Source organism: Pedobacter psychrodurus (assembly GCF_004331735.1).
Classification (GTDB): domain Bacteria; phylum Bacteroidota; class Bacteroidia; order Sphingobacteriales; family Sphingobacteriaceae; genus Pedobacter; species Pedobacter psychrodurus.
The window spans coordinates 112,424-139,368 of record NZ_SJSO01000013.1 but is presented as its reverse complement, the minus strand read 5'-3'; the positions used below and the strand labels follow the sequence as shown (position 1 = coordinate 139,368).

Sequence of the window (26,945 nt, the reverse complement as noted above, 5' to 3'; positions counted from 1 at the left end):
CTACAATCTACACGCAAACCCTAAAAATTCAGCTATTGGAAAGCATATTGAACATCCGAAATGTAAGCAAAATTTACCAAAGTGCCGGACGGGAACTCACCGTTTTGGATAACATTAATTTTTCGATAACGGCTGGCTCAACTGTAGCCATAACAGGTCCGTCGGGAAGTGGAAAAACAACCTTGCTCGGTTTATGTGCCGGATTAGACAGGGCCAGCAGCGGAACAGTTGAGCTAAATGGCATTGCCTTAGAGAAACTGAGTGAAGATGAAAGGGCAGCTATTAGAAATCAATATGTGGGTTTCATTTTTCAGAACTTTCAACTGTTGCCCACTTTAACCGCGCTCGAAAATGTAATGGTACCCTTAGAATTGAGGGGCGCAAAAAATATCCGCGCACATGCATTAGAGCTGCTGGATAAAGTTGGCCTGGCCGATCGTTCGCATCACTATCCCGTACAATTATCAGGTGGCGAGCAGCAACGCGTTTCGCTGGCAAGGGCATTTTCGAATCAACCTGCTATTCTCTTTGCAGATGAACCTACTGGAAACCTTGATGCAGAAACCAGTGAAAAAGTAATCAAATTGCTTTTTGATTTAAATAAAGATGCGGGAACCACCTTGATTATTGTAACACATGATCTTGAACTGGCTGCCAGAACAGCAAGAAGCATTAAAATAAAAGGTGGCGTAATCATTTCAGACGAAAACCCTACATATGCCTAATACCCTGCCAAAACAATCTATTAAGTTTTCGTGGCTGTTTAAAATGGCCTGGCGCGATAGCAGGAAAAACCGCGCACGTTTATTGCTCTTCATCTCGTCCATTGTTTTGGGCATTGCAGCCCTTGTTGCGGTTTATTCGTTTAAGGATAACCTGCAAAAGGATATCGATGCGCAGGCAAAAGAACTTACCGGGGCCGATCTGGTTTTAGATAGCCGCAAGGGTGTGAGCAAAGCCATGCAAAAAATGCTCGACACTCTTGGAGATGAACGATCGCAGGAGAAAACCTTTGCTTCGATGATTTATTTTCAGAAAGGTGGAGGCAGCCGTTTGGTACAAATGAAAGCCCTTGAGGGGAATTACCCTTATTATGGCACGATAGAAACCATTCCACTGGCCGCCGCAAAGCTTTTTCAATCGGGAAGAAACGCATTGGTAGATCAAACCCTCATGTTGCAGTTTAATGCAAAAGTGGGCGATTCGGTAAAAATAGGCGATCTTAATTTTAATATACTGGGAACTTTAACCAAAGCCCCAGGCCAAACTGGTATTGGCGCAAGCATTGCACCTACCGTATATATTCCATTACAAACCCTCGAAAAAACCAATCTGATTAAAACCGGAAGCCGGATCAATAATAAATTTTATTTCAGGTATAACGATCCGTCCAAAATAGATGAATGGGTAAAAAAACAGGACGGCAAATTAGAAAAAGAAGGTTTCGATGCCGATACAGTTGAATCGAGAAAAGAACAGACCGGAAGATCATTTAAAGATGTAAACCGTTTTCTGGCTTTATCAGGTTTTATCGCCTTACTGCTAGGTTGTGTTGGTGTGGGTAGTGCAATCCATGTGTACATCCAGGAAAAATTAAGCGCTATTGCTACGCTGAGGTGTTTAGGACTAAAATCACGTCATGCATTTTTAATTTACCTCATCCAGGTCTTTTTTATTGGCTTAATTGCCTCTGTTTTAGGGGCAGCTTTAGGCACAGGTATACAATTTCTGCTTCCACTAGTGTTAAAAGATTTTCTACCGATCGACATCACTATGCAAGTTTCATGGCTGGCAGTTGGTCAGGGTATTTTATTGGGGCTTATCATCTCGATCCTCTTTGCCCTTCCCTCACTCCTATCCGTTAGAAGAATTTCACCGTTAAATGCCATCCGAATATCTTTCGAAAAAGCTGCTGGGAAAAGAGATCCACTCACCTGGTTGGTATACCTGCTTATGGCGGTCTTTATTACGGCTTTTACGCACTTGCAGATGAAAACATGGGTACAAACGCTGGCTTTTACCGCAAGTATTGCCATCGCTTTTGTGCTGTTAATTATATTGTCTAAACTGTTGATGTTTCTGGTGAGAAAACTCTTGCCCAACTCATCCAATTATTTATGGCGACAAGGCTTTGCTAACCTCTACCGCCCGAATAACCAAACCTTGATGCTTACCGTTTCTATAGGTTTATCAACAGCATTTATCTGCACCCTGTTTTTTGTTCAGGGGATATTAATGAGTCGCGTTACGCTTTCATCAGGTACTAACCAGCCCAACATGGTGATGTTCGATATCCAGAATACACAAAAAGGAGGATTAGACAGTTTAACCAAAGCTTTCAAATTGCCATTAATGAACCAGGTGCCTGTAATTACCATGCGCATTGAAGAAATTAACGGAAAGAAAGCCAGTGCAGATACCAATAACAGAAGGGCTTATCGCAACGAAATCAGGGCTACTTATCAAGATACTTTAACCGCAGCAGAAAAAATTACCTCGGGTAAATGGATCGGAAAAATAAAACCCACCGAAACGGTTTATATTTCTCTAGATCAGCGTTATGCCCAGCAAATCCATGTTGAACTGAATGATAAAATCCTTTTTAATGTGCAGGGCATGATGATTCCTACGGTTGTTGGAAGTTTGAGGGAAGTAAACTGGAGCAGGATGCAGACCAATTTCAGGGTTGTTTTTCCGGCAGGCGTATTAGAAGAAGCACCACAGTTTCATGTATTGATGACCAGGGTACCATCGGGCGAAGTTTCAGCTCGTTTCCAGGGAGAAGTGGTGCAAAAATTTCCAAATGTTTCAGTCATCGATTTAGATCTGGTATTAAAACTGTTAGATGAGCTATTAAGCAAGATTGGTTTTGTGATTCAGTTTATGGCTGGCTTTAGCATGGTTACCGGTTGGATTGTTTTAATATCTTCGGTATTAACCAGTAAAAACCAGCGGATAAAAGAAAGTATTTTATTACGGACCATGGGCGCGAGCAGAAAACAGATTTTAGCAATAAATGCCATTGAGTATTTCTTTCTGGGTGCTTTTGCAGCAGGCGCCGGATTAATTTTAGCCATTGGTGGAAGTTGGGCATTAGCTAAATTTACTTTTGATGCAACCTTCGTACCTCCATTTATACCAACCATATTGTTATTTGGTTCAATTGTATTGCTCGTGGTAATTACAGGTGTGCTAAGTACAAGAAGCATCCTGAACCAGCCACCGTTAAAGATTTTAAGAACGGAAAGTTAAGCGGTGAGCGTTTGATGCGAGGCATTAACCACCGAGTAAACAGAGAAAGGCATAGAGCGTACAGAACAGTACATTGATTCCATGATTCGTGTCCTAACGAACCACCGCCTTGTATCATTACCAACTTTCTTTGACGATTGACTCTCCGTGTGTCAGTCTGAGCGTAGTCGAAGACCTTTTTGCAGATCCCTATAGAAAGGTCGTCATCTCGACCGAAGCAACGCGGAGTGGAGAGATCTTTGAACTGATTCCGTGGTTCGTGTCCTCACGAACCGCTATGTTGCATCATTACCGGCTTTCTCTTTAATGATTGCCTCTGCGTTTGTCGGGGCTGAAGAATGATTTATTCATAAAAGTAAATGACAGGGAAGTTTAAGGAGGAATAGTCTTGAGGTATCGTCATTCTCAACTTGATTGAGAATCGTGCCAAAGGCATCCCTTTGGGATAATGCCATAAGCTTTAAGATTCCCGCCTACGTGGGAATGACGACCGTTCTTTGGAATCGAACCACTACATTGCATCATTACCGGCTTTCGCTTTGATGATTGTAGCCACAAAGCAAGATAATCTTTAACATGACACCAAATGTTAGGCTTAAGTGTTATTCCATTACTGTTCAAGCTGCACAAGCTCAACAACGGATTAAAAACAATCCTACAAGTTTTATTAATAATCGATACTTTTACCTTCATGATTAGATTAAACAACGATACACCAAGCGATATACTTCAGGATGTAAAAATTGGTGATATGGTAACCGATACCTTTAGCAAAACAGGTTTGGTGGAAAATATAGAGATTAGTGATGACGGCCTGTACCGGGTTTATGAATTTAATCTCGTTACCGGCAGAACCATTACCGTTAAAAAGTAAACTACCCTAAGTCCTAACCAAATGTCATTATTTATCCTGCTTTTCGGCATCCTGTTGCTTTTCGTCCTGATCTTGAAAAAGATCAACCCAATGATAGCCCTGATTGCCGTGGCGATTATTACAGGTTTATTATTGGGGATGCCTGCCACAAAGGTAATGAGCTCCATTAGCAATGGAATAGGCAGCACGCTGGGCAGCATGGTAATGGTTTTAGCGCTTGGCGCAATGATGGGCAAATTGATTGAAGATAGCGGATCAGCAAAAAAAATTGTTTTCATCTTGATCGGGGCTTTTGGTAAAAAGAACATTCAGTGGGCCGTACTGTTAACGGGTTTATTGGTGGGGATTCCTTTGTTTTACAATGCTGGTTTCGTGGTGTTGATCCCTTTGGTTTTTGCCATTTCGGCTACTACAGGGCTATCAAAATTATACATTGGCATCCCGATGGCTACTGCACTTTCGGTAACACATGGTTTTTTACCGCCTCACCCTGGTCCAGTTGCACTGGCTGGTATTTTCCATGCCGATATTGGCAAAACATTAATTTACGGCTTAACTTTAAGCGTACCTATTGCGGTTATTGCCGGAATCTATTTCCCACGATTGATTCTCAAACGCGATCAATCTGTAACTGTTCAAAACTTCAGCATCGGCGAAGAAGAAAACCTTCCTTCCGCTTCAAGGAGTTTCATTACCGCATTGTTGCCGGTATTTCTAATCATCGCCGGAACCCTTGGAAGCAGTATTAAAATCGATTATATGGGTAAACCGCTATTTATATTTTTAGCTGATCCTACCGCTGCCCTATTAATTTCGGTTATTATTGCGCTGGCACTTCAAAAAACTTCCATTACAAAAGCCATGGAATCGTGCGCCGAGGGTGTTAAAAGTATTGCGATGATTATCTTAATTATTGCAGCAGGCGGCGCCTTTAAACAGATTTTGATCGATAGTGGTATGGGTGAAACCGTAAAACAGCTTACTGGCGGCCTAAATTTATCGCCATTATTACTCGCATGGTTAATCACCGCATCACTGCGGGTAACCTTGGGTTCAGCAACAGTGGCAGCACTCACCGCTTCGGGTATGGTACTCCCTTTAATTGGGCCCGGAACACCTCCTGAGTTAATGGTATTATCAGTTGGTGCAGGGAGTTTAATGTTTTCGCATGTAAACGATACCGGTTTCTGGATGTTTAAAGAATATTTTAACCTAAGCCTCAAAGAAACTTTTAGCACCTGGACCATGATGGAAAGCCTGGTTTCTGTTTTAGGGCTTATTGGGGTGTTGTTGTTGAATCAAATTATTTAAAAAATTTAAAACAAAACAAACATTATCAACATCTTAACAAACTATTGTTTACTAAAAAAATTAGCTTTATTTTGTTTTGGACACTTAAATTGTTTACTTTTGTATCGTAAATACATTGAATAATCTATGATTTCATATCAGTTCGATAAAGACAAAGCTAACGCAGCACTGTTGTATATTTCAAGAGAAATATCCGATGCTGATGGTATGTCCGATAAATATGCAGCACTTAAGATTCTTTACTTTGCAGAGAAGAAACACTTGGTTGAGTTTGGTAGACTGATCACGAATGATCGATTTGCTGCACTGAAATTTGGTCCTGTTCCATCCAGCAGTTATGACCTACTGGATTATGGAGCTTCCTTTACACAAATAGATAATAAAAAAGTTATTCCTAACGAAGAACCAAACCTGAAAAAGCTATCGAAAAGCGACATTTTATGCCTAGATGAATCAATCAAGGAAAACAAAGAGTTGACATTCGGAGAATTAAAGAAAAAATCGCACGACAAAGCTTATCATAATGCGTTCGATAATGGCATCCAGTGGCTATCAATAGAAGATATTGCAATTCAAGAAGGGGCTGACCCAAGCTTGATTGGGTATATTAAAGAATATTATCAGGCAGTTAATCTCTCAAAATGCCTAACCAACTAACTGAACACTTTTCGGAAGAATATAGAAGAAAACACGCTGAAGAACTGGTTGTGGCTGATTCCATAATCATTATAAAGATTCCTTAATTCAATATTAACCATGAGAAATATATTGTTCTGCTTACCTCCTCGATCCAAGGCGATGAGTTTTCCGCTGTTTGCATAAATACTAATCCTTCACCTAGAAATAATCACGTAATTATTGATCCGAATGAGTATCACTTCCTTGATCACATTAGTCACGTCGACTGTGGATTCATTATCGCTTTTTCAAAAGAATATTTAAAGGATTTACTTTTTCGGGAACCACATAGGTATAAGGGATCTATATCTGAAACAGCCTATATTGACATTATGTTAAAAGTAAGTCAATCAGTAACTATTACTGACGAACAGCGCGAGAAGTTCAACTTATAATATAAAAAACATTCGTTATTAGTTTTTTTATTGTTAGCCGGTTTTGCTTTGGGCCTTATCGATGTGCTGGTGTTGAATCAGTTTGTGTAAGAAAATCCATGAATCGTCATTTCAAGTGGAGTGCAACGAAGCCGAAAAATCTATCTATTGTTCTTAAATCAAGCTCAAAGATTCCTCCATTACGCTTTTGCTCCAGTCGAAATGACGAACTATCAGTTGGTAATATTTTTTTTTGGAAAGCAGAAGCTTTTAGGTTAAAACAGCCCCGCTCCCGCTTCTGCCAATTGGAAGGAATTGGCATCCCGCTCCGATCGGGGTTAGGAGGCCTAAATAGTACTGCTATCCAGCGTAAAATAAACCCGACCGACAGCATTATCCTGCCCTTCACAGGATTAAGCAAAGGGCGGGACTAGCGGAACCGAAGCACCACAGGAACTGCTTTCCAAAAAAAATGGTCAACGCTATAGACCCTCCGATCCGCTACGCTCCAGTCGGGATGACGATTCTTAAGCTTGATTGCCTTTACCCATCTTTGTAAGATTGCTTAGCGCCACGCAATGACGGAACTATCTAAAATCTTAATTCTTCACCCTGTTCTTTTCTGCATCGGCACCAGAAGATTCGTGTTTAGCCGGGGAAGAAAATGCCTTACCAAAACGATAACTATAACTCAGCACAACCGTGCGCGAATCTTGCTTATTTGTCCAGTTTGCCTCGGTAGCCGCTAAATTATTGATTACTCCATTAAATATCCGATTTCTAAAAATATCGTTCGCTGTTAATTTCAAGGTGCTTTTTGCAGAAAGCTTTTTCTGTACTGCTGCACCAAACTCATGCACCGATCCCAGTAAAAACTGAACATTAGAAAATTTACTTTGATAACTCATGTTTAGCTCAGCATTCCAGGTTGGGCTGATCTTGAACTGCAAGTTTGGGTTTGTCCTGAAGTAACTGCCATTGGTAATCAAAAAACCTGTGTAGAAGTCGGTCTTGGAAACCATTTTCGCAAATTCCATATACGCATTCAGTTTGACCCATTTCGTGAGGTCGATCTCTGCATTTACCGAAACATTTGCAACAGTCGTTTTGCCCACATTTGCTGGCCTGCTGTAATACGTGCCGTTTAAAATTTCGATGGTTTCGTTCACCTCATCCCTCACCCAGCTGTAACCAAATGTTGTGGTAATCTTATTTTTAAAAGTATGCGACAGTTCTATACTTTGGGTAAATGAAGGCTTTAAAAAAGGATTACCAACATAATAAGTAAACTTATCCAAAGGAGAAAAGAATGGATTAAGATCCTGATAATACGGACGATCGATCCTTCTTCCATAATTCAGCCCCAGTTGATTATTTCCAGCGGTATCGAGTTTATAGGAGAAATAAACCGTCGGGAATAAGCTGTTATAGGTTCTTTTAAAACTGGAGTCAGGTTTGATCAGATTCCCGAGCTGATGACCGCTAGAAACCGTGTTTTCATATCGCAATCCTGCCTGAAGCGAGAAACGCTTTCCTTCACGGCTCATATTCAGGTAAACGGCATTGATATTTTCTTCATACAAAAAGTGATTGCTCTTTTCGTAATCGGCACTGGTTTTCCCGTTCGCAGTGTTAAAGTAATCGGCAATATTATCCGTTTTAGTGTAAGCGGTTTTAACACCAGCATCAAGCTTCCACTTATTTTCGAGCGGATGAGTATAATCCACTTTAGCAGTATAGATATCTATATCCGAAGGTAGGTTACCTGTTAAAATATCCTGGTATTTTAATGTTCCGCCAGGAAGGTAACTGAAGTTGTAATAAGTTTGATCAGTTTGATTTCGGTAAAGCAGGTAATCAGCATCGAAGGTTAATTCTCGTCCTGCCTGCTTAAATTTGTGCCTGTAATTTAAATTTACACCTGCATTTTGATATTTGATCTGATCGATATTTTCAGCCCTGATTACCGAATCTAACTGCATTGACGCATTAGACAGATTACTGGTATTGTTATTTACCTGTTTGGAAATCCGGTTCATTCCGGTAAGTACCACTCCCCAGGTTGTACGGTCTGACGAATAATAATCAAGCCCTGTTTTTAAATTAAAGGTGTTGCCATGCCTGCGGAAATAAGAATTTTGATTAAAGTAGGATTTGGCACTACCATCTTCATTTTTATATTTCCGGTTCAGGTCGAGATCAGTAAAACTGTTGTTCAAATTGTAACTCAGGTTTCCAAAAACATTAATCTTATCCTTTCGGTAGTTAAAATTAAAACTGTTGTTCGATCGGCTTAATTCCCCTTGGTTCAAACTCAGGTTAATCCCGCCATTAAAGCCAGCGGTTTTGCTTTTCTTGGTTTTGATGTTAATTACACCTCCATTACCAGCAGCATCGTATTTGGCAGGAGGATTGGTCAGCAGTTCAATCTGATCAAGCGAAGAGGAAGGCAGCGAACGCAGGTAATTTTGCAGATCGGAACCCGATAGATAAGTTGGTTTATCATCGATAAAAATAGCCACCCCGTTTTTACCTTTCAGCGAAATTACACCGTTCTGATCTACATTTACACCAGGCGATTTACCCAGCACATCCAATGCGGTTGTGCCTGCATTCGAAATTAAAGCATCAACATTAACAACGGTACGGTCTATTTTTCGTTCTACAAAAGCCTTCTGCCCTGAAATAGTTACCTCTTTTAAATTGGTTACTCCAGCTTTTATTTTGATAGCTGACAATGCAATAACGGCATGGCTGGCAGTCAGCACCAATGTATCAGTTTGATAAATTGGCGATCCGACTACCGATATTTTAATCAGGTATTTTCCATAACCAAGGTTATCAAAACTAAACAGTCCATCCTTTTCGGTGAAGGTTGTTTTAACCAATACCGAATCTTTAAGCAGGGCAGCTGTGGCAAATTCTATATTTTTTCCTTCGGCATCCAATACACGACCGTAAATTCTGGATTGAGGAGTTTGGGTTTGAGCAAAGGTAAGGGCAATATTCATCCATACGGCTAAAAAAGCCATGAGCTTACATTTCATGATGTGTTGATTGGATTAGCGCTTTTAGAACTTAGTTTTTATTGTTTTCGATCAGGAAATTATACATCAGCGAATGATTTTCGTTCTTCAAAAATCTTTGCTTGTATTTCTTCTGCACATCAGCATTTTGTTTTACGCCATTTACAATTAAATCGTCTTTATTGAGTTTGTACGATAATTTATTAGTGCTGTTAATAATGCCGTCTTTCATTAGTTCCTGATTGATTTGGTTGGTATAATCGTGACCATCTCCGTTGGTTACGGTTTTCGAGGTAACCGTACTTTGTACGCCTGTTCTTGTACTAGTTTTTGGGTTATATACAGGGGGCGTTGGAGGCATAGGTGGAACTGGAGGATTCGTTGGAGCTGACGGAACCGAAGGCAACGGTGGTGCCGGCGGTACAGCATACGCACGGGGTGCCCTTGGTGCTCTAGGTGGGCGCGGCGGACGTGGTGCTCTTGGTACACGTGGACCATCGCCACCTTTATTCTCCTGAACCCATTTAGCGTCTTCCTTTGCCCATTTATCAACTTCCTTTGTCCACTTGGCATCTTCTTTTGCCCATTTTGCGTCTTCCTGAGCTAATTTAGCGTCTTCTTTAGCAAGTTTATCGTTCGCTATCCTCAGTTTTTCGTCAGCAATTCTGGCTTTGGCATCTTCTTTCCTCACCCTTGCATCTTCTCTAGCCTTATTGATATCACCTTCTATCGCTTTTTTATCTGCAGCTCTGGCTTTCACATCTTCATCAGTTTCACCTTTTTTACGCTTCTCATCCAACTGTTTCAATTGGCGGTCCATTTTTGCATTGATCTCTTTTTCCAGTTGATCTGCAGATTTGCCTTCGGGAGTTTTAGATTTTTTAGTGCTGTCCTGTTTAGTCTGTACTAAATTGGATAACTCTTTTTTGGTAACTGTTTTTGCATTGCCCACGCTTTTAAAGGCGGCAGTACAAACCACTACCGATACCAGGGCGATGGTTAATATTGTTTTTTCCATTTTGTTTAAAGTTGAATTGGTGTTGAATAACATCCTGCTAGCTCTGTGCAGCAGGCTACCTTTCCTGCCCGTAATGGCCATGGCATAAGCAGGTGCACGCTGCTTAAACTCCTGACATACGATAAGGGCCTGAACATAGTTTTTACGATCGTTTACACAGGCGATGGCCAAATCATCGCAGCAATGCTCCCGCTCTGTTTTTATTAATTGTGATACCCAAAGTACCGCTGGGTTAAAGAAGAAAACGATTTCGATAAAACTTTGTAACAGGTTTACCAGATAATCTTTACGTTTAATGTGCGCAAGTTCGTGCGATAATATTGCCTCCACCTCTGCGTTCGATAAACCATTGAGCAAACCCAACGGAATTAAGATCAATGGCTTAAAATGCCCTACTACCATGGGCACTTGAGCGATACCTGATTGCATGATTTTAACGGGTTTACTTAAACCTAATTTCTGGGAAAGTTCAGCTAACTTTTCATCCCATTTTTTACCCGCGGCATAGGTTTTATGATTACGCAAATGAAATACGCCATTTAAGCCCACCACCAGCTGAATGCTTTTTCCACAGATGATCAGAAACCAGATCAGCACAATCTGATAAGCATAGGCATTCCACAAGGTAAGCACTTTATTCAGCCCAAAATACATATCATTTTGGACGTTTGAAATTGCAAGCTGATTTGCATCTCCGCTTGGGAGATTAATTACGATCTGATTTAAGTTTGTTTCGACAGGCTTTTGAAGTTCTTTGGAAAAGGTAACGCTTATGGCCACAACAAACAAAGCCAAACAGATGGTAAGTAAGTTATAGCGCATGGTTGCACGCGCTTTGCGGGTAGTAAACATCACCAAACCGGCAAGCAAGGCCAATAGTACCCCAAGCCATAGTGAGTGGAATAATGTAGCACCGAGGGCATGAAGCCAGTTTTCTGGCAAAAGGTTAATTAATTTAAATTCCATTATTGTGGTTCTTTTAGGAGTCGTTGTTATTAATTAGTCCATGCTATCCAATAGCCGCTTAATCTCTTCTATTTCCTGTTTAGATGTTTTCTCATTACCCAAAAGCTGCATCATTAACTGTGAAGCAGATCCTTTATATAAGGTATTTACAAAACGGTCTAACAACTGAACTTTGGTTTTTTCTTCTGCCTCAACCGGAATATAAATGTGCTTCATTTGGCTTTCATCACGCTTTAATATTCCTTTTTCGGTTAAGATCTGCATCTGCTTTAAAGTTGATGTATAATTCACCTCTCTTTGCCCGTTCAATTTATCGTTTACAAACCGAACTGTAGATGGGCCGAATTCCCATAATACCTGAAGAATTTCTAATTCAGCTTTAGTAGGTTCGGGCAGATTATTTTCAGTTTGATTACTTTTCATAAACCAAAGGTACGATGTTTTTCGTACGATACAAATACTATGTTACTTATTTTTATAAAAAAAATACAAATACCTCATTTTAAATGACTTAAATAAAAATAAATTAATAAGAGATTGGTAAGGTTTTTCTTTCTAAAGAAAAACATGTTTATCATTTGGAGCGCAACGCCTGTACAAAACAAAAAGTTCCTTCCCGTTTTACGCTTTTACGCTTCGCTGCCTCGTACCTCGTTGCTGCAGGGTAACGCTGCAACCGGGGCTAAGCAGCTAAGACAGTGTTTCATTTTTTAGGGTTGCAGGGTGCAGAAACCCTTGTTCTTAAACCCGATTGCAATGAAAAGCCCACAGCACATCGAGGACTTGTAATGGAAAGCGGGACTACAAACCGCCAAGAATCACAATCCTTTCATTTCCTAATTTTATATATGAACAACTTATAATTGGAGCGTAAGGCTGGTACAAACAATAATTCTCTTTCCTTTTACGCTTTTACGCTTCGCTGCCTCGTGCCTTGTTGCTGCAGGGTAACACTTCAACCGGGACTAGATGGCGAAAACAGTTTTTCATTTTTAGGGTTGTTTGGTGCACCCACCATTGTTCCTAAACCTGACAGCAGCGACAGCCTCCGATTTTTCTATCGGAGCTATAGCAAATGGCAGGACTAAAGCCCTCCAAGAACCACAAGCCACTCATTTTCTAATCATAAAACATTATTATCCCAATAGGTTCTTCTTTAATTTCGGTCGGTGAGACACCAACCGATAGACCAAATTATTATCCTTCGACAGGCTCAGGATGACAACAAGCAGCTATAAGTATAACGTCGCTTTATTCCTTAAGCTGTTTAATTACTGCAATAATATCCTCTTCTCCATATTTCGCAGCCGCCTCTCCGAAAGTATTCAATGCAGTTTTAGCCAATGGCGATGAAATACCCTCTGCTTTAGCCAGGTTCAGATCTTTTACAATATGTTTAAGGGCGAAAGCAGCTTTGTAATGATCAGCAATAATGGCATCACCTTTAATTTTGGTAAAAATATTGCCAATGGCTGCATTGTTGATGAGCTCCAATAAATCTTCTGTTTTAATTCCCTGCTGGTTGGCAAACAAAACGGTTTCTGCCAAGCCCTGGGCGTATAAAGCCAAAAGCGAATTGATGGCCAGTTTTGCACTGTTTCCCGCACCATTGCCGCCAACAAGTTTGGCAAGTTTGCCTATTTTCTCAAGAATCGGCTTTACTTGATCAAATGCGCCTTCTTCACCACCCACCATAATAACCAACTGACCAGTTTCTGCCTGCTTCACACTTCCTGAAACTGGTGCGTCTAAATAAAGGTTTCCTTTTGCTTTACACTGCGCCGCCATTCCTTTTGAAATCGAAGGAGAAACAGTGCTCATATTGACGATAACCTTACCCGAAGTTTCTACACTAAAAAGACCTTCCTCTCCCTTAAAAATTTGTTCTATCGCAGCATCATCAGAAACCATAACGATTATTACATCGGTAATTGCAATCAGATCTTTAGGTGTTTTGGCGATTGATGCACCCATTTCTTTCAACGAAGCTTCCTTGCCCTTGCTCCTGTTATAAACCGTAACTGCATAATCTGCTTTTATCAATTGTTCTGCCATCGGGATGCCCATGTTCCCTAACCCGATCCAACCTATTTTTGTATGATTCATTTCGTTGTTTTTATGATAAACAAATGTGCCAAAGAAAAAGCTGAAATTATTAAACAAACATAAAAATGATACTATAAAATAATTATCACGGTGGTCGCTTTTTAATACTAATATTTTTAGTAAATTAGCAACGTATTATACATTTGATATTCCAATACTTAATTACCAAGCAATATGGCCAGCCTGCTTAAAGATTTATATTCTCCTGCTTTTTATGATAGATTAACCCATGTACTGGCGGTTACCATTCCGGGTTTCGACAAAAGGAAATTTATCAAAAAGATTTTCACACCCGAATTTGAATCAAAAGAATTGAAAGAACGGATGAAACATACCTCAAAGGTATTATACGATTTTTTACCAGAAGATTATCCTCAAACGATCGCACTGATTAAAAAAACAATCGAACAATTAAGGATCCAGGGCATTGGAGAAGATGGCCTGGCCTACATGTTTCTACCTGATTATATTGAAACCTATGGTATTGATGATTTCGAAGGTTCAGTTGATGCACTCGAATTTGTTACGCAGTTTGTAAGCTGCGAATTTGCCGTTCGTCCTTTTATTTTAAAATACGAAAATAAGATGATTTTAAAAATGCAGCAATGGTCGTTGCACGAAAGCCATAAAGTGAGAAGGCTCGCCAGCGAAGGCAGTCGTCCGCGATTACCTTAGGCCATGGGCATTCCATTTTTGAAAAAAGACCCGGCTTCCATTTTACCAATACTGGAAAACCTTAAAACAGATACATCTGAATATGTAAGACGAAGTGTTGCCAATAGCTTAAACGACATTGCCAAAGATCACCCTCAGGTTGTTTTAAATGTTGCTAAAAACTGGTCGGGTCTGGGCAGCGAAACAGATGCTATTATTAAACATGGTAGCCGCACATTACTTAAACAAGGCCATACCGATATCCTTAAACATTATGGATTAGATGACAGAGGGATTTTATTAAAAGATTTCAAAATCTTAACACCCCGGATCCAAATCGGTGAAAGCCTGGAATTTTCGTTTTCTATTCTCAATGAAAATCCTTCTGAACAAAAAGTGAGATTGGAATATGCCATTTACTATAAAAAGCAAAATGGACAGAACACTAAAAAAGTGTACAAGATTTCTGAGCGTATTTACCCTGCAGGTGCAACAATAAACATTATCCGAAAACAAAAATTCGTGCTGATTACTACGCGTAAATTTCATTTGGGCGACCACCAGATTTCGATGATCATCAATGGTGCCGAAAAGGAAATCTCACACTTCGAATTAACGGCTTAGTTTGGATTTTAATTCATCGAGTAAGGCGATCTGATTTTCGTTGATGTATTTAACAGCATCGCTGTAGGCGAACCACTCAGCTTTATCTATTTCAGCAAAACTTTGCTTTTTACCCGATCGGGGCGGCCATTCTATTTCGAAAGTATTACTAACAACCACTGAAGGATCAAGTTCTCCTTCTAACGCCCAACACCACACTTTTTTACCTCCTTTTTGTACAACGGGTGTTAATTCAATGAAGTCGCCAGTTAAGATTTGACCTGTTTCCTCTTTAAATTCGCGGATGGCAGCCGCTAAAGCTTCTTCACCTTCATTTAATTCTCCTTTGGGCACTGTCCAAAAGCCTAGATCTTTTTTAGCGAAGAACGGCCCTCCAGGATGAACCAGAAAAAATTCTACCTGCTGATCTTTTCTTCTGAAGAGCAATATTCCGGCACTTTGTTTCATAAAGGGTAAGGTATGCATTGTATTCAAAGAAGTCAAGTTTTAAAAACTTGACTTCTTTCAAATTGAACTATTAAAAATTTGACGCTCTAAAGAAATTTCGATAAATTCATTTATGCCAATAAATGAAAAATATATTGAAGATTTCGTCGAAAATGATTTTATGCATATCATTTGCAAATCCATTAGTGGCTCGGTATTATTTAAAGACGAAGAAAACAAATTATACTTTCTTCAAAAATACGCTCAATATTCAACTGGTTATTTAAGTACTTATTCGTATATCCTCCTGGATAATCACTCGCATTTTTTAGTAAAATGTACTAATTCTAACGAGCTTAAATCTTATTTAAGATCTTTGAGTGAAGATTTATTAAAAACACATCAGAAAAAATATTTGCGTAATGAAATCTGTTATAACCAAGCTGTGGAATTTCAGATGAAAGATTTTTTCATTGCTTATGCTATGGCATTTAATAAGAAAAATAACAGGTCCGGATCTTTATTTGTCAATCCTTTTCGACGGGTAAGAATTAGCGATGAAGTACATTTATATCAATTAATTATTTATATACACGCTAATACATTAAAACATAATATTTATACAGAATTTCAAAATTATAAATGGTCATCCTTTCAAACAATTCTTTCAGAGAAAAAGACAATATTGAAAAGAGAAGAAGTTTTAGATTTTTTTAATGGTAGAAATAATTTTGTTAAACAGCATCAAATTCAAAGCCAATACTTCTACGTATGCAATCATCAAATGGAATAGTTGCCAAAGAAGTCAAGTTTTAAAAACTTGACTTCTTATCAAAACAAAAGCAGCCAAGTTTTTTAATCTTGACTGCTTTATATAATCTGGTATGATGAGATTTTATCGGAGGCGTTTTACAACAACCCGTACAACCCGTGAGCATAATTCCTTAAAGATGATGATACCGTTTTCATCTTATCCGGAGATGGGCCTTTGACCTTGTAGGCTTCTGGGTGAAGTGCTAAAGGTTGTTCGTTAACTTGTTCTAATGTGTTTCTATTGCCTAATGTAGCATTTTGTTCTTCGCTTAATTTTAAAGGTGCCATGATTCTTGAAATTTATACTACAACAACAGGATTACCTGAAATAAGTTTGCTATTTTTTGTCACTTTTTTAAAATTATTTTTCAAGATTCGAAATCCAGTTTTCCGTATCCGAAATTTTAACTGGGATACCCGAAGCAACGATTTTTAACACCCCTCCGGCATTAATATCCTCTTGGGTGATATAGTTCTTTTTGAAAGGCTTTCCATTGAGGAACACCGCCTTGATGTATTTGTTTTTCAAGCTAAAATTTTCCGTTTCGATGGTAAAAGTTTTTCCTTTAGGCAGGCTATAACTTAGCGATGGAAATAAAGGCACGTTTAAATAATAAATTGGCCACCCTACACAGGCAGGAGAAAAACCACTTGCAGCAAATACATACCAGGCACTCATCGCTCCGGCATCATCATCCATTGTACGCAAATAAGCATGTGGCTGGTTCATGTAAATTTTACCGATGTAACTACCAATTCCTCGGCTGTTATCGTTAAAATAATTCTGGATTACCGTATCAGCCGCCAGTTGATGCATCCAATATTGCGATTTATAACCAGACTTGGTTACATTATACATCAATGGAACCTGCAAATCTGGTTCATTGGCATGGTTGTATAAATCACGGGCAAAAAATTCATCAAGTTTTGCCAGGTAAGATTCCTCTCCTCCGTCCAATTCAATTAATCCTTTAAAATCATAAGGTACAAACCATCGATATTGCCAAATGGTACCCTGGTATAAACCACGGGCCTGCATGCGGTCGACATCATTTTTGGTCATATCTTTAAAATCTTTATTCCAGTATTTCTTGTATTCTAAGGCTTTATTGTGATAAAAATCTGATTTTTCTTTATTCTTTAAAATTTCGAAGATTTCTGCCAGTGCCCAGTTATCGTAACTCGATTCTAAAGCTTTATCTGGAGATTTATAATCCAGGCCATTTACTTCTTTCACTAACGAATCGGCAATCTTGTTAAAATCTACCGGATAACCTTTTCGATAAGCATCGAGCAAAACTACAATGGCATGTTCAGAACGTACGGTGTTAGAAGGTTCATTCTGCCCAGCGTAATCTTTTTTGCCGGAGTTATAGAGATCGGCAATAGAACTTATCATTCCGGCATATCTATCCTGTTCTATTAAAGATAGCAAAGGCAATTGTGTACGGTAGTTATCCCAAATGGCCCATCCGTTGTAGCGGATTTCTTTATCTTTCTGAATTTCGCCTTTTGTATTGCGATATGTTCCATCAGTCTCAGAAATTACATAAGGCGATTGCATGGTACGGTATAAAAGTGAGTAGAATAGCTTTGCACTTTCCAGATCGCCATTTACGGCAATTTTAGAAAGGTTTGTATTCCAATCGGCTTGGCTTTGTTCCTTTACGGCATTGAACAGATTTTTATTGATAGAAGCTTTTGCCGCTTCGACACTTACAGCAGAAAGTGCAATATTAATTCCTATCGAAGTTACTTCTCCGTTAAGCATGGCAATCATTTTATGATCGTCGATTACTTTCCACGATACATTATCGTCAATTTCCATATGGTAAAACAATTTATATTTACCCGCTCCACAGGTTGTTTTTGAAGTAATCCACCCGCTTACAGCATTACCGTTTACCTCGTGCGATTCGGCTACAAAAGCACCGTTAAAAGCATAACCCAAATCGAGATAAAAACCTTTGGCCCCTTTCGGAAATTGGTAGGTATGCTTCCCGGCTTTACCCAATACAGTAAAACTGGCTTTAATTTTATTTTCAAAACCAACTTCATAGTAACCCGGACTTGCCTTTTCAGAAGTCTTGATCAGTTCTGACTTCGCCGGATCACTACCTAAAAACGGTTTGATGAAAATGTTACCACCCGAACCCTGACAGCCTACTCCTTCGAAACGGTTGTGGGTAAAGCCTTCAAATTTCTTGGCCAAGTATTCGTAACCAGTATGCGTTTTAGGATAAGTTTGAGGGCCTATGCTCAACATGCTAAATGGAGCCGATGCCGCTGGCGACATTTGCCCATGATCTGCTGAAGATCCTAAAAAAACATTTACCTGATCTACAGGTCTGGCAGTTTTAACAGAAAAATTCTGTTCTTTTTGCTGTGCTAAAACGTTTAATGAAATGAGGGGCAATAATGCCAGTAGTTTAACGGAAAGCTTCATTATTTGTGTTTGTTTTTAAATCGCCCTAAAATAGTATTTTAACATGAAGTAGATATTATGTTTTAGGTTCTTTACAAAAGGGGAGAAAAAGCTTTAACAAAATATGATTTTTTATTTTGGAGCGCAAGCCCTGTACAGAATAAGAAGTGCCTTCCCGTTTTTCGCTTTTACGCTTCGCTGCCTCGTACCTCGTTGCTGCAGGGTAACGCTGCAAACGGGGCTATTGAGGGAGGGAGCATTTCATTTGTTGGGTTGCAGGGTACATAAACCCTTGGTTCTAAACCCGATTGCAATGAAAAGCCCACAGCGCAGCGAGGACTTGTAATGGAAAGCGGGACTTCAAACCGCCAAGAATTACAAGCCAGTCATTTTCAAAAATAGCGCATAAAAAAGCCGCCCCGATGTGAAATCGGGACGGCTCTAAAATAATTTTATCTTATTATTTAATGTTAACTGGAACAGAAATTTTATCCCACTCTAAAGCGAAGCCGCTTTTGGTAATTTTGTAAACCAAACGTTCTTGTGTAGCCTTTAATGCTTTGGTTTTAACATCAACACGTAAAGCATCTTTAGCTTCTTCGTATTTGTAAGCACCCCACTGTTTTGGTTCTTTGTTAAAGATAGCTGTCCAGGTTCCGCTTTCTTTAGGGATTAAAAAGAAGCTGTATTTTCCTGCTGCCAAAGCTTTGCCTTCAACTACGATATCTTTATCAGTTTCGAAAGTAGTAGCCTCATTTGCACCTGCACGCCATACTTTATCAAAGGCTTCTAAACCACCCCAAATCTTACGTCCTTTAACAGCTGGACTGCTGTAGGTAATGGTAATGGTTGCACCTTTTACTTTTCCTGTTGCTGTAGCCGCAGGACTTGGTTTAGGCTGCGCATCTTGTGCCATTGCACTTACAGAAATAGTAATTGCTGTAAATAGCAAAGCGATTGATTTAATCATCGTTTTCATAGTATTATATTTATATGTTTTTGTTGTTTTTAATTTTACGAATTTATGGCTTTAGGTTGATAAAAACTATAATCCTAGTGTCGAAAAAAAATGGAGTGACACTTTTAAGATTTAGATTTTATTTCCAAGTATAGATCAAACTGCTTTATTTCTTTCTTCCAACAAATCTGATTACCGAGCCCAGTCCGTTGTGAAACAAGCCTTCATTCAGTTCAATTTCTTTTTCTTCTAGTACGATAATCTCATAATTATCGAAATCAGATTTTATTTCCTCGATCGAAAATAGCATATCAATTTCTTTTGGTCCACCAACTTTTTCATTCTTGGCAAGATAATCAAGGTGTTTCTTGCTAAAAGCTTCAAAAATAACCAAACCGCCCTTGCGCAAATAATTGCCCAGTATTTTGTGGTACGCTGATTTAATTGCCGATGGAAAGTGTGCATAAATCAAAGCAATGGCATCAAACTGTTCAGCTTTATAGTCCAGCTCCTGAAGCTCGCCAACCTGATAATTAATGCTAACTTTATTGTTTTCTGCGAGTTGAAGTGCTTTGTTCTTTCCCTCAGTACTGATATCGAAGGCTGAGACCTTCCAACCGAGCTTAGCTGCAAAAACAGCATTTCTGCCTTCTCCTTCTGCTGGGAAAAGTATTGTTCCGGTATCTAGCTGAGTCAATTGCTCTTTTAAATAGTTATTCGGTTGTTCGCCATAAGCAAACTCATCGGTACTATATCTGTCATTCCACCTATCAACCCAAGCTTCGTTCATACATAATTTATTTTGTTTAAAATAAAGGTATTAAATTTTAGGCTTGCGCTCGTGAAGCGAATATCTGCTGCGCGTAAAAATTAGAATTATTTGTCAGCTACGGTTTTTGGATTTGAAAACAAGAGACCAATTACCGAAAACATAATTACTGCTGCTGCGCCGATTACATTGAGCCAAAGGAATGAAACAATATCGAACTCATATACAGCGACAACAGTAATTTCGGACAAGATTGCAGCAATAAATACGATTGGTCCGTTTATCTTTTTAAAATAAAATGCCACCAGAAAAATACCAAGGATTGGTCCATAAAAAAGTGAGCCCAGTACATTAACAGCTTCTATTAGCGAACCCATCTGTGTAGCAAACATGGCAACAGCTATTGAAAAAATGCCCCAGGCCAAAGTATGCAAACGGCTATATTTTAGTTCAGTTTCGTCATCTACTTCTTTTTTACTAAAAATGAGGTGTACATCTTTTAACGAACAGGCAGCTAATGAGTTCAATGCCGCAGAAATAGACCCCCAACTGGCCAAAAAGATTACGGCGAAAAGCAGGCCGATCATACCAACCGGAAGGGTATTCTTTACAAAGTATAAAAAGATATAATTAGTATCAGTTTTCTCCGCATTGTAATTCGACTTGTTGATTGCCTCTTCTACCCTACCGTGCAGTTCTTTCACCTGTTCCTGGGTAGATTTAAAATTCTCTATCGAAGAATTTAGAGATGGTGATTGCTTTTCCTTTTCTACAAGGATATTTTTTGATTGCTGGTTAAATTTCTGCGCTAAAGCATGGTGTTCTTTTTCGAAACTGGCTGCCTGTTGGGGCTGAGTTTCTTTTAAATATTGGTAGGAACGTTCATTAAAATAAATAGGTGCGGGCTTTAAAGAGAAGAAAGCAAACAATAGCGCGCCGATTAACAGGATAGCGAACTGCATCGGGATTTTAACCAAACCGTTTAACAGTAATCCCATTTTAGCATTGGTATTGTCTTTCGCGGTAATGTATCTTCCAACCTGACTCTGATCTGTACCGAAGTAAGAAAGCGCAAGGAAAAAGCCTCCAATTAAACCACTCCAGATGTTGTATTTATCTTTCCAATCGAATTCGGTGGTAATCACATTTAATTTACCCGATTTTCCTGCCAGGTAAAGGGCGTCTTTAAATCCGATTCCATTAGGCATATTTTGCACCAAAAGGTATCCGGCAAAGGCCATTGTTCCTAAAATGATTAAAAACTGCAGTTTCTGTGTATGCGCAATTGCTTTTGCGCCACCAACATAAGTATAAATCAATAGAATCCCACCTGTTAAAATATTAGTTAAATAAATATTCCAGTTTAAAACGCTGGAGAGGATGATACTTGGTGCATAAATACTAATCCCAGTAGATAGTCCCCGCGAAAACAGAAATAGCAATGAAGTTAGAACCCTTGTTTTTTTATCAAAACGGTTCTCCAAGTATTCGTAAGCTGTATATACATTCAACCTTTGAAAAATCGGGATGAAAGTAATGCAGATAACAATCATTGCCAACGGCAGGCCAAAATAATACTGCACGAAGCGCATGCCATCGGTATAAGCCTGCCCAGGTGCTGATAAAAAAGTGATGGCACTGGCCTGCGTAGCCATAATACCCAATAGCACAATGTACCAAGGCATTTTATTATCGGCCTTTAAATAAGAAGCATTGCTTTTTTGCCCACGACCAATAAAAACACCATAGGTTACCACAGCAAGCAAGGTAAATATCAGTACTGCCCAATCGATATTACTCATGCCCAGAATTTAGTAAACAGGTAATAAAATACAATTTGGAATAACAGTGCCAAAGCCAGTAAAACATACCAGGTATTCCAGTTTTTAAGTTGATTTTTCATCACTTCCCAGCTGATAAAAAGTTAAAGAACAACCTGGCTGCACCAACATTCCCGGCAGGCAATTGCCTAAAAAAGGCTAAAGGCGTATAAATAAAATTCCCTTTGCCATAGTTGGCGTAAAGTGTTGATCCCTGAAGTGGCTCTTCATCGGTATCGTGCATCTCGAAAAGCGGTTCGTATTTGGCATCCCATTTATCAGGGAAATAAGCACCACGCTCCTGCACCCAGCCTTTAAAATCCTCAGCGGTAATTTTATTTGGGTAGTTTAACAGTTTATGTTCGGGTTTCAAAAATTTAACCTCGGCATTTTCTTCGGTTACTCTTTTACCACTGATGCTAAATGGATAAACACCAAAATCCTGTAGGGCCATATCTTGTGTAGTATTGTACTGCATCACCATGGTGCCACCGTTTTCTACATAACTGCGCAAAGCAGTTTGCCAGTTTTTAATCCTTTTTTCAGTATTGATTACCCTTACTCCGGTTACCACAGCATCGTAGCTGGCCAGTTTTGCTGTGTTTAGGATATCTGCTTCCGTTAATACATCAACCTGTAAACCTGCCTGTCGTAAAAATTCTGGAATCAGATCTCCGGCACCTTCAATATACCCAACTTTTTTGGCCAGTACCTTTACATCTCCTTTTATCAACCATGTTGTGGCTGGAACAAAATACTGTAGGGTTGGCAAATGAGGATATTGAATTAATACCTGCCCTTTTGAATATTCATTCGCTTCTGATGAAAAAACAGCTTCCAGTTTATTCTGGCTGGTTTTAATTCTGGCTAAATCTTCAACTGGGAGAAGGAAATTCATCGTATTGATGGTATTCTCGGCCAGATTAATGCCTTGGAAAGCTTTTACCACCTGACTACCGATTTTAAAACTAACCTTACCATAATTAATGTTTTTATTGGCCTTTAAACGAAGGGTTACGTTCAACGCTTCCTTTTCTTTGGCAAAATAAACAGGCTCGGTAAAACTTAAATCGAGTGCGGGGATGATCCTTAAGGCTTCTACAACATCACCTTTAACCGGATCTAATTTTTTATAAGATAAAGGCAATCTGATTTCAAATTTTTCCGATTCTATTTTCAGTGACAATAGCACATTAACAGGTGATTGCATTTCCGGAAGTCCGATTAAAGTATCATTAGCTACACTGAATGTTGCTGCATCTTTTGCGGGCTTCGCTAACCAATAAGGTTCCGTTTGTGCCACATCTGCAGGAATCTGGATCTTACGTTCAATCGTAATCAATGAATCGTTAGCAAGCTTTCTATTTAAATTATCCGTTTGGTTTAACCAGTTTACACTTTCTATAGTTATAGGAGTAGCCGATCTTGAAATTAAGTTTAAACGGAAATTATAACTGTTGCCAGCAATCGCTTCAGGTTGGTTGGTTACCACCTCGCCCATAAAACCTACACTGCTTAAAATAATATTATCAATAGCAGCGAGTTTATCTTTTCTCAAGGCTACATCCTGCAATTCTGCAATTTTCTTTCTCAGCATCAACAGTCCGTGCAGGCTCTTATCGGGTTGGTTATAATTGAAAGATAACAGAATAATATCGATCAGTTCATCAATATCGCCAATTCCCTTTTCCGACCAGTTGAGGTTTATACCATCGAACAAGGTTCTTTTGGCTGGATCACCTAAAACATTTGTAAAATAATCGGAACGTACACCTGCAACCGACTGTGTTCCTGCCCCCTGACTTTTGTGCAAGCTCCTGCTTAATCCCGCTAACTCACCATAACCCATTCCCAATTGAGCATCGTATTGACCAACTGTTGCCTTTAATTGATTTTCGGCTGTGGTATTTACGGAACCAAATCTAAAAGTGTTCCACAATAGTCTTTTTGGTTGCCAAACAGAAACATATTTAAGCTGGTTTGGAAACATATTTTTATCGGCAGCAGCCTTAAATGCTTTCTCTGCAACAACAGCTGAAGCAGCATGTTGCCCGTGGCCAGCAGCTGCAGTCGGTGGAAAGCGGCAGATAATCACATCGGGCCTAAATTTTCTGATCACCCAAACTACATCGGCTGTAATGCTATCGGCATCCCACTGTTTAAAAGTATCGTTGGTGTTTTTAGAGAATCCAAAATCAATAGCCCGGGTGAAAAATTGTTGTGCACCGTCTAATCTACGGGCCTCCAAAAGTTCGTGTGTTCTGATCAGGCCTAAGGCCGCACCTTGTTCAGTGCCCAAAAGGTTTTGTCCGCCATCTCCCCTGGTAAGTGATAAATAAGCCGTTTCTACATTTTGATCGTTAATTAACCAAGATAATAAACCAGTATTCTCATCATCGGGGTGAGCAGCCAGGTATAAAACTTTCGGAAGATGTTTTAACGTTTTTATCTCTCTATAAATTTCTGAAGATTTGGCTGGGCGTACTTGTTGGGCAGCACAAAAAACTGCCGGAAAGCAAAATATGAATATTGCGGTTAGTCTCTTAAACATAGAATTTGTTTTGCAAAAACCAAATATGCTTAAAAAGCTTTTACTTTAATGCTTCGGAAACGAAAAAGGTACAAATAAGTTGGGAGTTGTGAGTCCTAAATCTGGAGTCTAAAGTCCAAATCTTAAAGTCCAAAGCCGTTTATTTTATCCACCTCATCATCTTTCGGCATTTTTATACTTAATATTGCAGCATAAATTTAACCTATGAATGGGACGGTCCTCATCATCGATGATGAAAAGAAAATCTGCAGTTTACTTTCCAGGATTATAGAATTAGAGGGTTTTAAAACCTTACAGGCCAATACTGGAAAAGAAGGCCTTAAATTGCTTAAAAATAACGATGTAAGTATTGTAATTAGTGATGTAAAACTTCCTGATGTTAATGGAGTTGCGCTGGTTAAGGATATTAAAGCCATAAAATCTTATGTCGAAATTATAAACCTTACCGCTTACGGCACCATTGCCGATGGCGTTCTGGCTATTAAAAACGGGGCATTTGATTATCTCGTAAAAGGCGATGATAACGATAAGATTATTCCGCTTTTGTACAAGGCCATGGATAAATCAAATCTGCAACGCAGGGTTTCAGACCTGGAAAACAAAATCGCTAAAAAACACAGTTTCGAAACCATTATTGGTCAATCAAAGTCCTTAATGGAAGCGATTGATCTGGCTAAAAAAGTAAGCGCAACCGATACTACTGTTTTGTTATTAGGCGAAACAGGGACAGGAAAAGAAGTTTTCGCTCAATCTATTCATTACGAAAGCCCAAGGGCTGCAAAACCTTTTGTTGCCTTAAATTGCAGCGGTTTTAGTCCTGATTTACTGGAAAGCGAATTATTCGGATACAAAGCGGGGGCTTTTACAGGTGCCAATAAAGATAAAAAAGGACTATTGGAAGAGGCCAACGGTGGCACATTGTTACTGGATGAAATCGGTGAGATGAACCTCGATTTACAGGCGAAATTATTGCGCGTACTCGAAAGCCAAACTTTTATCAAAGTGGGCGATACCCAAACACAGCAAGTAAACGTTCGGATTTTAGCCGCCACAAATAAAGATTTAAAAGCTGATGCCTCATCTGGAAAATTCCGATCCGATCTCTATTATCGGCTTTCAGTCTTTACCATCACTTTACCGCCGCTACGCGAGCGCAAAACAGACATACCTGCATTAGCAAAACATTACCTGAAAGAATTTGCCGATAAGGTAAACCGATCAGCACCAAAAATGGATGATAAAATATTATCAATATTGGGCAATCATAGCTGGAAAGGAAATATTCGGGAACTTAAAAATGTGATAGAACGTTTGGTAATCCTGTCAGATGGTGATACTTTAAGCGCTACTGCCTTACCTCCTGAATTTTTTGAATTTGCACCGATAGAAAACGATTATAATCTACAACAGATGGAAAAACAGCACATCCAAAAAGTACTCATCCACACTAAAGGGAATAAAACAGAAACCTCGCGACTTTTGGGAATCGGCTTAACTACACTTTACCGTAAAATAGAAGAATACCAGATAAAGGAGATTTAGATTCGGCTAAGAGGCTGTATCAAAAGTTGTAATTCCATTCGAATTTGTCACGTTGAGCTTGTCGAAACGCCTTTCGAGATATTTAAACAGGTCCTTCGACAGGCTCAGGATGACAATTCTATATTTATGATACAGCCTCTTGAATAGATCATCTTTCTAAAGATAAAATCGTATGCTATCTATGCGCTCGTTTGAAAATGGGTGCGAGCATTGAATTTTCGTTTTTTTATCCGTCTTACATCTCTTATCTAATGTCTCAAATCTCACATTACCTATGCCCCAAACCTGATCCATTTATCACCTTCGTGGCCGAAGATAAAAGAACCAGGGTGTAACATTTCGGCAATATCTTCTATAAGCGAAATAGCATTTTCGGCAGTCCTTTCGCGGTCTACATCATCATTCAATAAAATGATGCGATTATTTTGCACAGCTTGCCATTCGGTATTTAATGCCGTAGGCACTTCTCTCATTAAATCGGTTAAAGTTTTCCCGGGCTGATAATAAATAATAAATACAGCGCTAAGTATGTCAGTCTCTATCATTCCGCCTGCCAGCGAAATTTCTTCTGATAAAAAATAAGCCGGATTGTTGCTCGTATCCAGGCAGGCTACGGGCATTTTATCCATAAATTTAATCTTGTGTTCTACTAGATCTAAACGTTCCTGTAATTCTTCTTGTTTAGCAGCATCGAGGCCAATAAATAAATCGTTTAAAAAAGACATCTGCATTAAATTTATTAATTTGTGCAAAAATAA

The 26,945-nt window shown here is 39.2% G+C and carries 21 protein-coding genes; 9 read left to right on the top strand and 12 right to left on the bottom strand.

From position 1 onward, the window contains the following. Positions 1-35 precede the first annotated feature (35 nt). From EZ456_RS15955 to EZ456_RS15935, 5 genes are all read left to right on the top strand, one after another. Positions 36-725, top strand: coding sequence for an ABC transporter ATP-binding protein (locus EZ456_RS15955; protein ID WP_131531800.1), 690 nt, complete (start codon positions 36-38; stop codon positions 723-725). Further along, the gene (locus EZ456_RS15950; RefSeq protein WP_131531798.1) at positions 718-3,252 is read left to right on the top strand and encodes an ABC transporter permease; all 2,535 of its coding nucleotides are present in this window, start codon (positions 718-720) and stop codon (positions 3,250-3,252) included. The genes EZ456_RS15955 and EZ456_RS15950 overlap by 8 nt, the downstream gene beginning before the upstream one ends. Positions 3,253-3,943: 691 nt before the next feature. Beyond that, positions 3,944-4,126, top strand: a complete 183-nt coding sequence (locus EZ456_RS15945; protein WP_131531796.1) for a hypothetical protein — start codon at positions 3,944-3,946, stop codon at positions 4,124-4,126. Positions 4,127-4,147: 21 nt separating this feature from the next. Further along, positions 4,148-5,437 (top strand): gluconate:H+ symporter, encoded by a 1,290-nt coding sequence (locus EZ456_RS15940; RefSeq protein WP_131531794.1) that lies wholly within the window; start codon positions 4,148-4,150, stop codon positions 5,435-5,437. A gap of 126 nt (positions 5,438-5,563) precedes the next feature. Beyond that, complete coding sequence (locus tag EZ456_RS15935) at positions 5,564-6,094, top strand: Panacea domain-containing protein (RefSeq protein WP_131531792.1); 531 nt, start codon at positions 5,564-5,566, stop codon at positions 6,092-6,094. 994 nt (positions 6,095-7,088) lie between these two features. Here EZ456_RS15935 and EZ456_RS15930 read toward each other — a convergent pair. From EZ456_RS15930 to EZ456_RS15915, 4 genes are all read right to left on the bottom strand, one after another. Beyond that, positions 7,089-9,536 carry a TonB-dependent receptor gene (locus tag EZ456_RS15930; protein ID WP_131531790.1) on the bottom strand — a complete coding sequence of 816 codons (2,448 nt, stop codon included), beginning with the start codon at positions 9,534-9,536 and terminating at the stop codon, positions 7,089-7,091. 31 nt (positions 9,537-9,567) lie between these two features. After that, the gene (locus EZ456_RS25670; RefSeq protein WP_131531788.1) at positions 9,568-11,499 is read right to left on the bottom strand and encodes a M56 family metallopeptidase; all 1,932 of its coding nucleotides are present in this window, start codon (positions 11,497-11,499) and stop codon (positions 9,568-9,570) included. A 33-nt stretch (positions 11,500-11,532) separates the two neighbouring features. After that, the gene (locus EZ456_RS15920; protein ID WP_131531786.1) at positions 11,533-11,922 is read right to left on the bottom strand and encodes a BlaI/MecI/CopY family transcriptional regulator; all 390 of its coding nucleotides are present in this window, start codon (positions 11,920-11,922) and stop codon (positions 11,533-11,535) included. Between the two features lie 828 nt (positions 11,923-12,750). After that, positions 12,751-13,605 carry an NAD(P)-dependent oxidoreductase gene (locus EZ456_RS15915; protein WP_131531784.1) on the bottom strand — a complete coding sequence of 285 codons (855 nt, stop codon included), beginning with the start codon at positions 13,603-13,605 and terminating at the stop codon, positions 12,751-12,753. Between the two features lie 174 nt (positions 13,606-13,779). Here EZ456_RS15915 and EZ456_RS25570 point away from each other — a divergent pair, with 174 nt between their 5' ends. Both EZ456_RS25570 and EZ456_RS25565 read left to right on the top strand, forming a co-directional pair. Then, positions 13,780-14,280, top strand: coding sequence for a hypothetical protein (locus EZ456_RS25570; protein WP_225876557.1), 501 nt, complete (start codon positions 13,780-13,782; stop codon positions 14,278-14,280). A 3-nt stretch (positions 14,281-14,283) separates the two neighbouring features. Further along, positions 14,284-14,883: a hypothetical protein gene (locus EZ456_RS25565; protein WP_225876556.1), complete on the top strand. Its 600-nt coding sequence runs from the start codon at positions 14,284-14,286 to the stop codon at positions 14,881-14,883. On the opposite strand, the gene EZ456_RS15905 is transcribed toward EZ456_RS25565, so the two are convergent. After that, positions 14,872-15,330: an NUDIX domain-containing protein gene (locus EZ456_RS15905; RefSeq protein WP_131531782.1), complete on the bottom strand. Its 459-nt coding sequence runs from the start codon at positions 15,328-15,330 to the stop codon at positions 14,872-14,874. The two genes, EZ456_RS25565 and EZ456_RS15905, sit on opposite strands and share 12 nt — an antisense overlap. A gap of 355 nt (positions 15,331-15,685) precedes the next feature. Here EZ456_RS15905 and EZ456_RS25365 point away from each other — a divergent pair, with 355 nt between their 5' ends. Continuing rightward, positions 15,686-16,102: a hypothetical protein gene (locus EZ456_RS25365; RefSeq protein WP_205945115.1), complete on the top strand. Its 417-nt coding sequence runs from the start codon at positions 15,686-15,688 to the stop codon at positions 16,100-16,102. A gap of 116 nt (positions 16,103-16,218) precedes the next feature. Here the strand turns inward: EZ456_RS25365 and EZ456_RS15895 are convergent, their stop codons facing one another. The 6 genes from EZ456_RS15895 to EZ456_RS15870 form a co-directional block, all read right to left on the bottom strand. Next, complete coding sequence (locus EZ456_RS15895; protein ID WP_131531778.1) at positions 16,219-16,410, bottom strand: hypothetical protein; 192 nt, start codon at positions 16,408-16,410, stop codon at positions 16,219-16,221. Positions 16,411-16,483: 73 nt separating this feature from the next. Next, complete coding sequence (locus EZ456_RS15890) at positions 16,484-18,568, bottom strand: glycoside hydrolase domain-containing protein (RefSeq protein WP_131531776.1); 2,085 nt, start codon at positions 18,566-18,568, stop codon at positions 16,484-16,486. Between the two features lie 439 nt (positions 18,569-19,007). After that, positions 19,008-19,526, bottom strand: coding sequence for a DUF2911 domain-containing protein (locus EZ456_RS15885; protein ID WP_131531774.1), 519 nt, complete (start codon positions 19,524-19,526; stop codon positions 19,008-19,010). A 145-nt stretch (positions 19,527-19,671) separates the two neighbouring features. Next, entirely contained in the window at positions 19,672-20,295 is a 624-nt protein-coding gene (locus EZ456_RS15880) for a class I SAM-dependent methyltransferase (RefSeq protein WP_131531772.1), read from the bottom strand. Between the two features lie 86 nt (positions 20,296-20,381). Beyond that, positions 20,382-22,076: a sodium:solute symporter gene (locus tag EZ456_RS15875; RefSeq protein WP_131531770.1), complete on the bottom strand. Its 1,695-nt coding sequence runs from the start codon at positions 22,074-22,076 to the stop codon at positions 20,382-20,384. A gap of 100 nt (positions 22,077-22,176) precedes the next feature. Beyond that, positions 22,177-24,645, bottom strand: a complete 2,469-nt coding sequence (locus tag EZ456_RS15870) for a PIG-L family deacetylase (RefSeq protein WP_131531768.1) — start codon at positions 24,643-24,645, stop codon at positions 22,177-22,179. A 204-nt stretch (positions 24,646-24,849) separates the two neighbouring features. On the opposite strand from EZ456_RS15870, the gene EZ456_RS15865 reads away from it, so the two are divergent. Then, the gene (locus tag EZ456_RS15865) at positions 24,850-26,187 is read left to right on the top strand and encodes a sigma-54-dependent transcriptional regulator (RefSeq protein ID WP_131531766.1); all 1,338 of its coding nucleotides are present in this window, start codon (positions 24,850-24,852) and stop codon (positions 26,185-26,187) included. Positions 26,188-26,459: 272 nt separating this feature from the next. Here EZ456_RS15865 and EZ456_RS15860 read toward each other — a convergent pair whose 3' ends face one another. Beyond that, positions 26,460-26,912, bottom strand: a complete 453-nt coding sequence (locus EZ456_RS15860; RefSeq protein ID WP_131531764.1) for a substrate-binding domain-containing protein — start codon at positions 26,910-26,912, stop codon at positions 26,460-26,462. Positions 26,913-26,945: the final 33 nt, after the last annotated feature.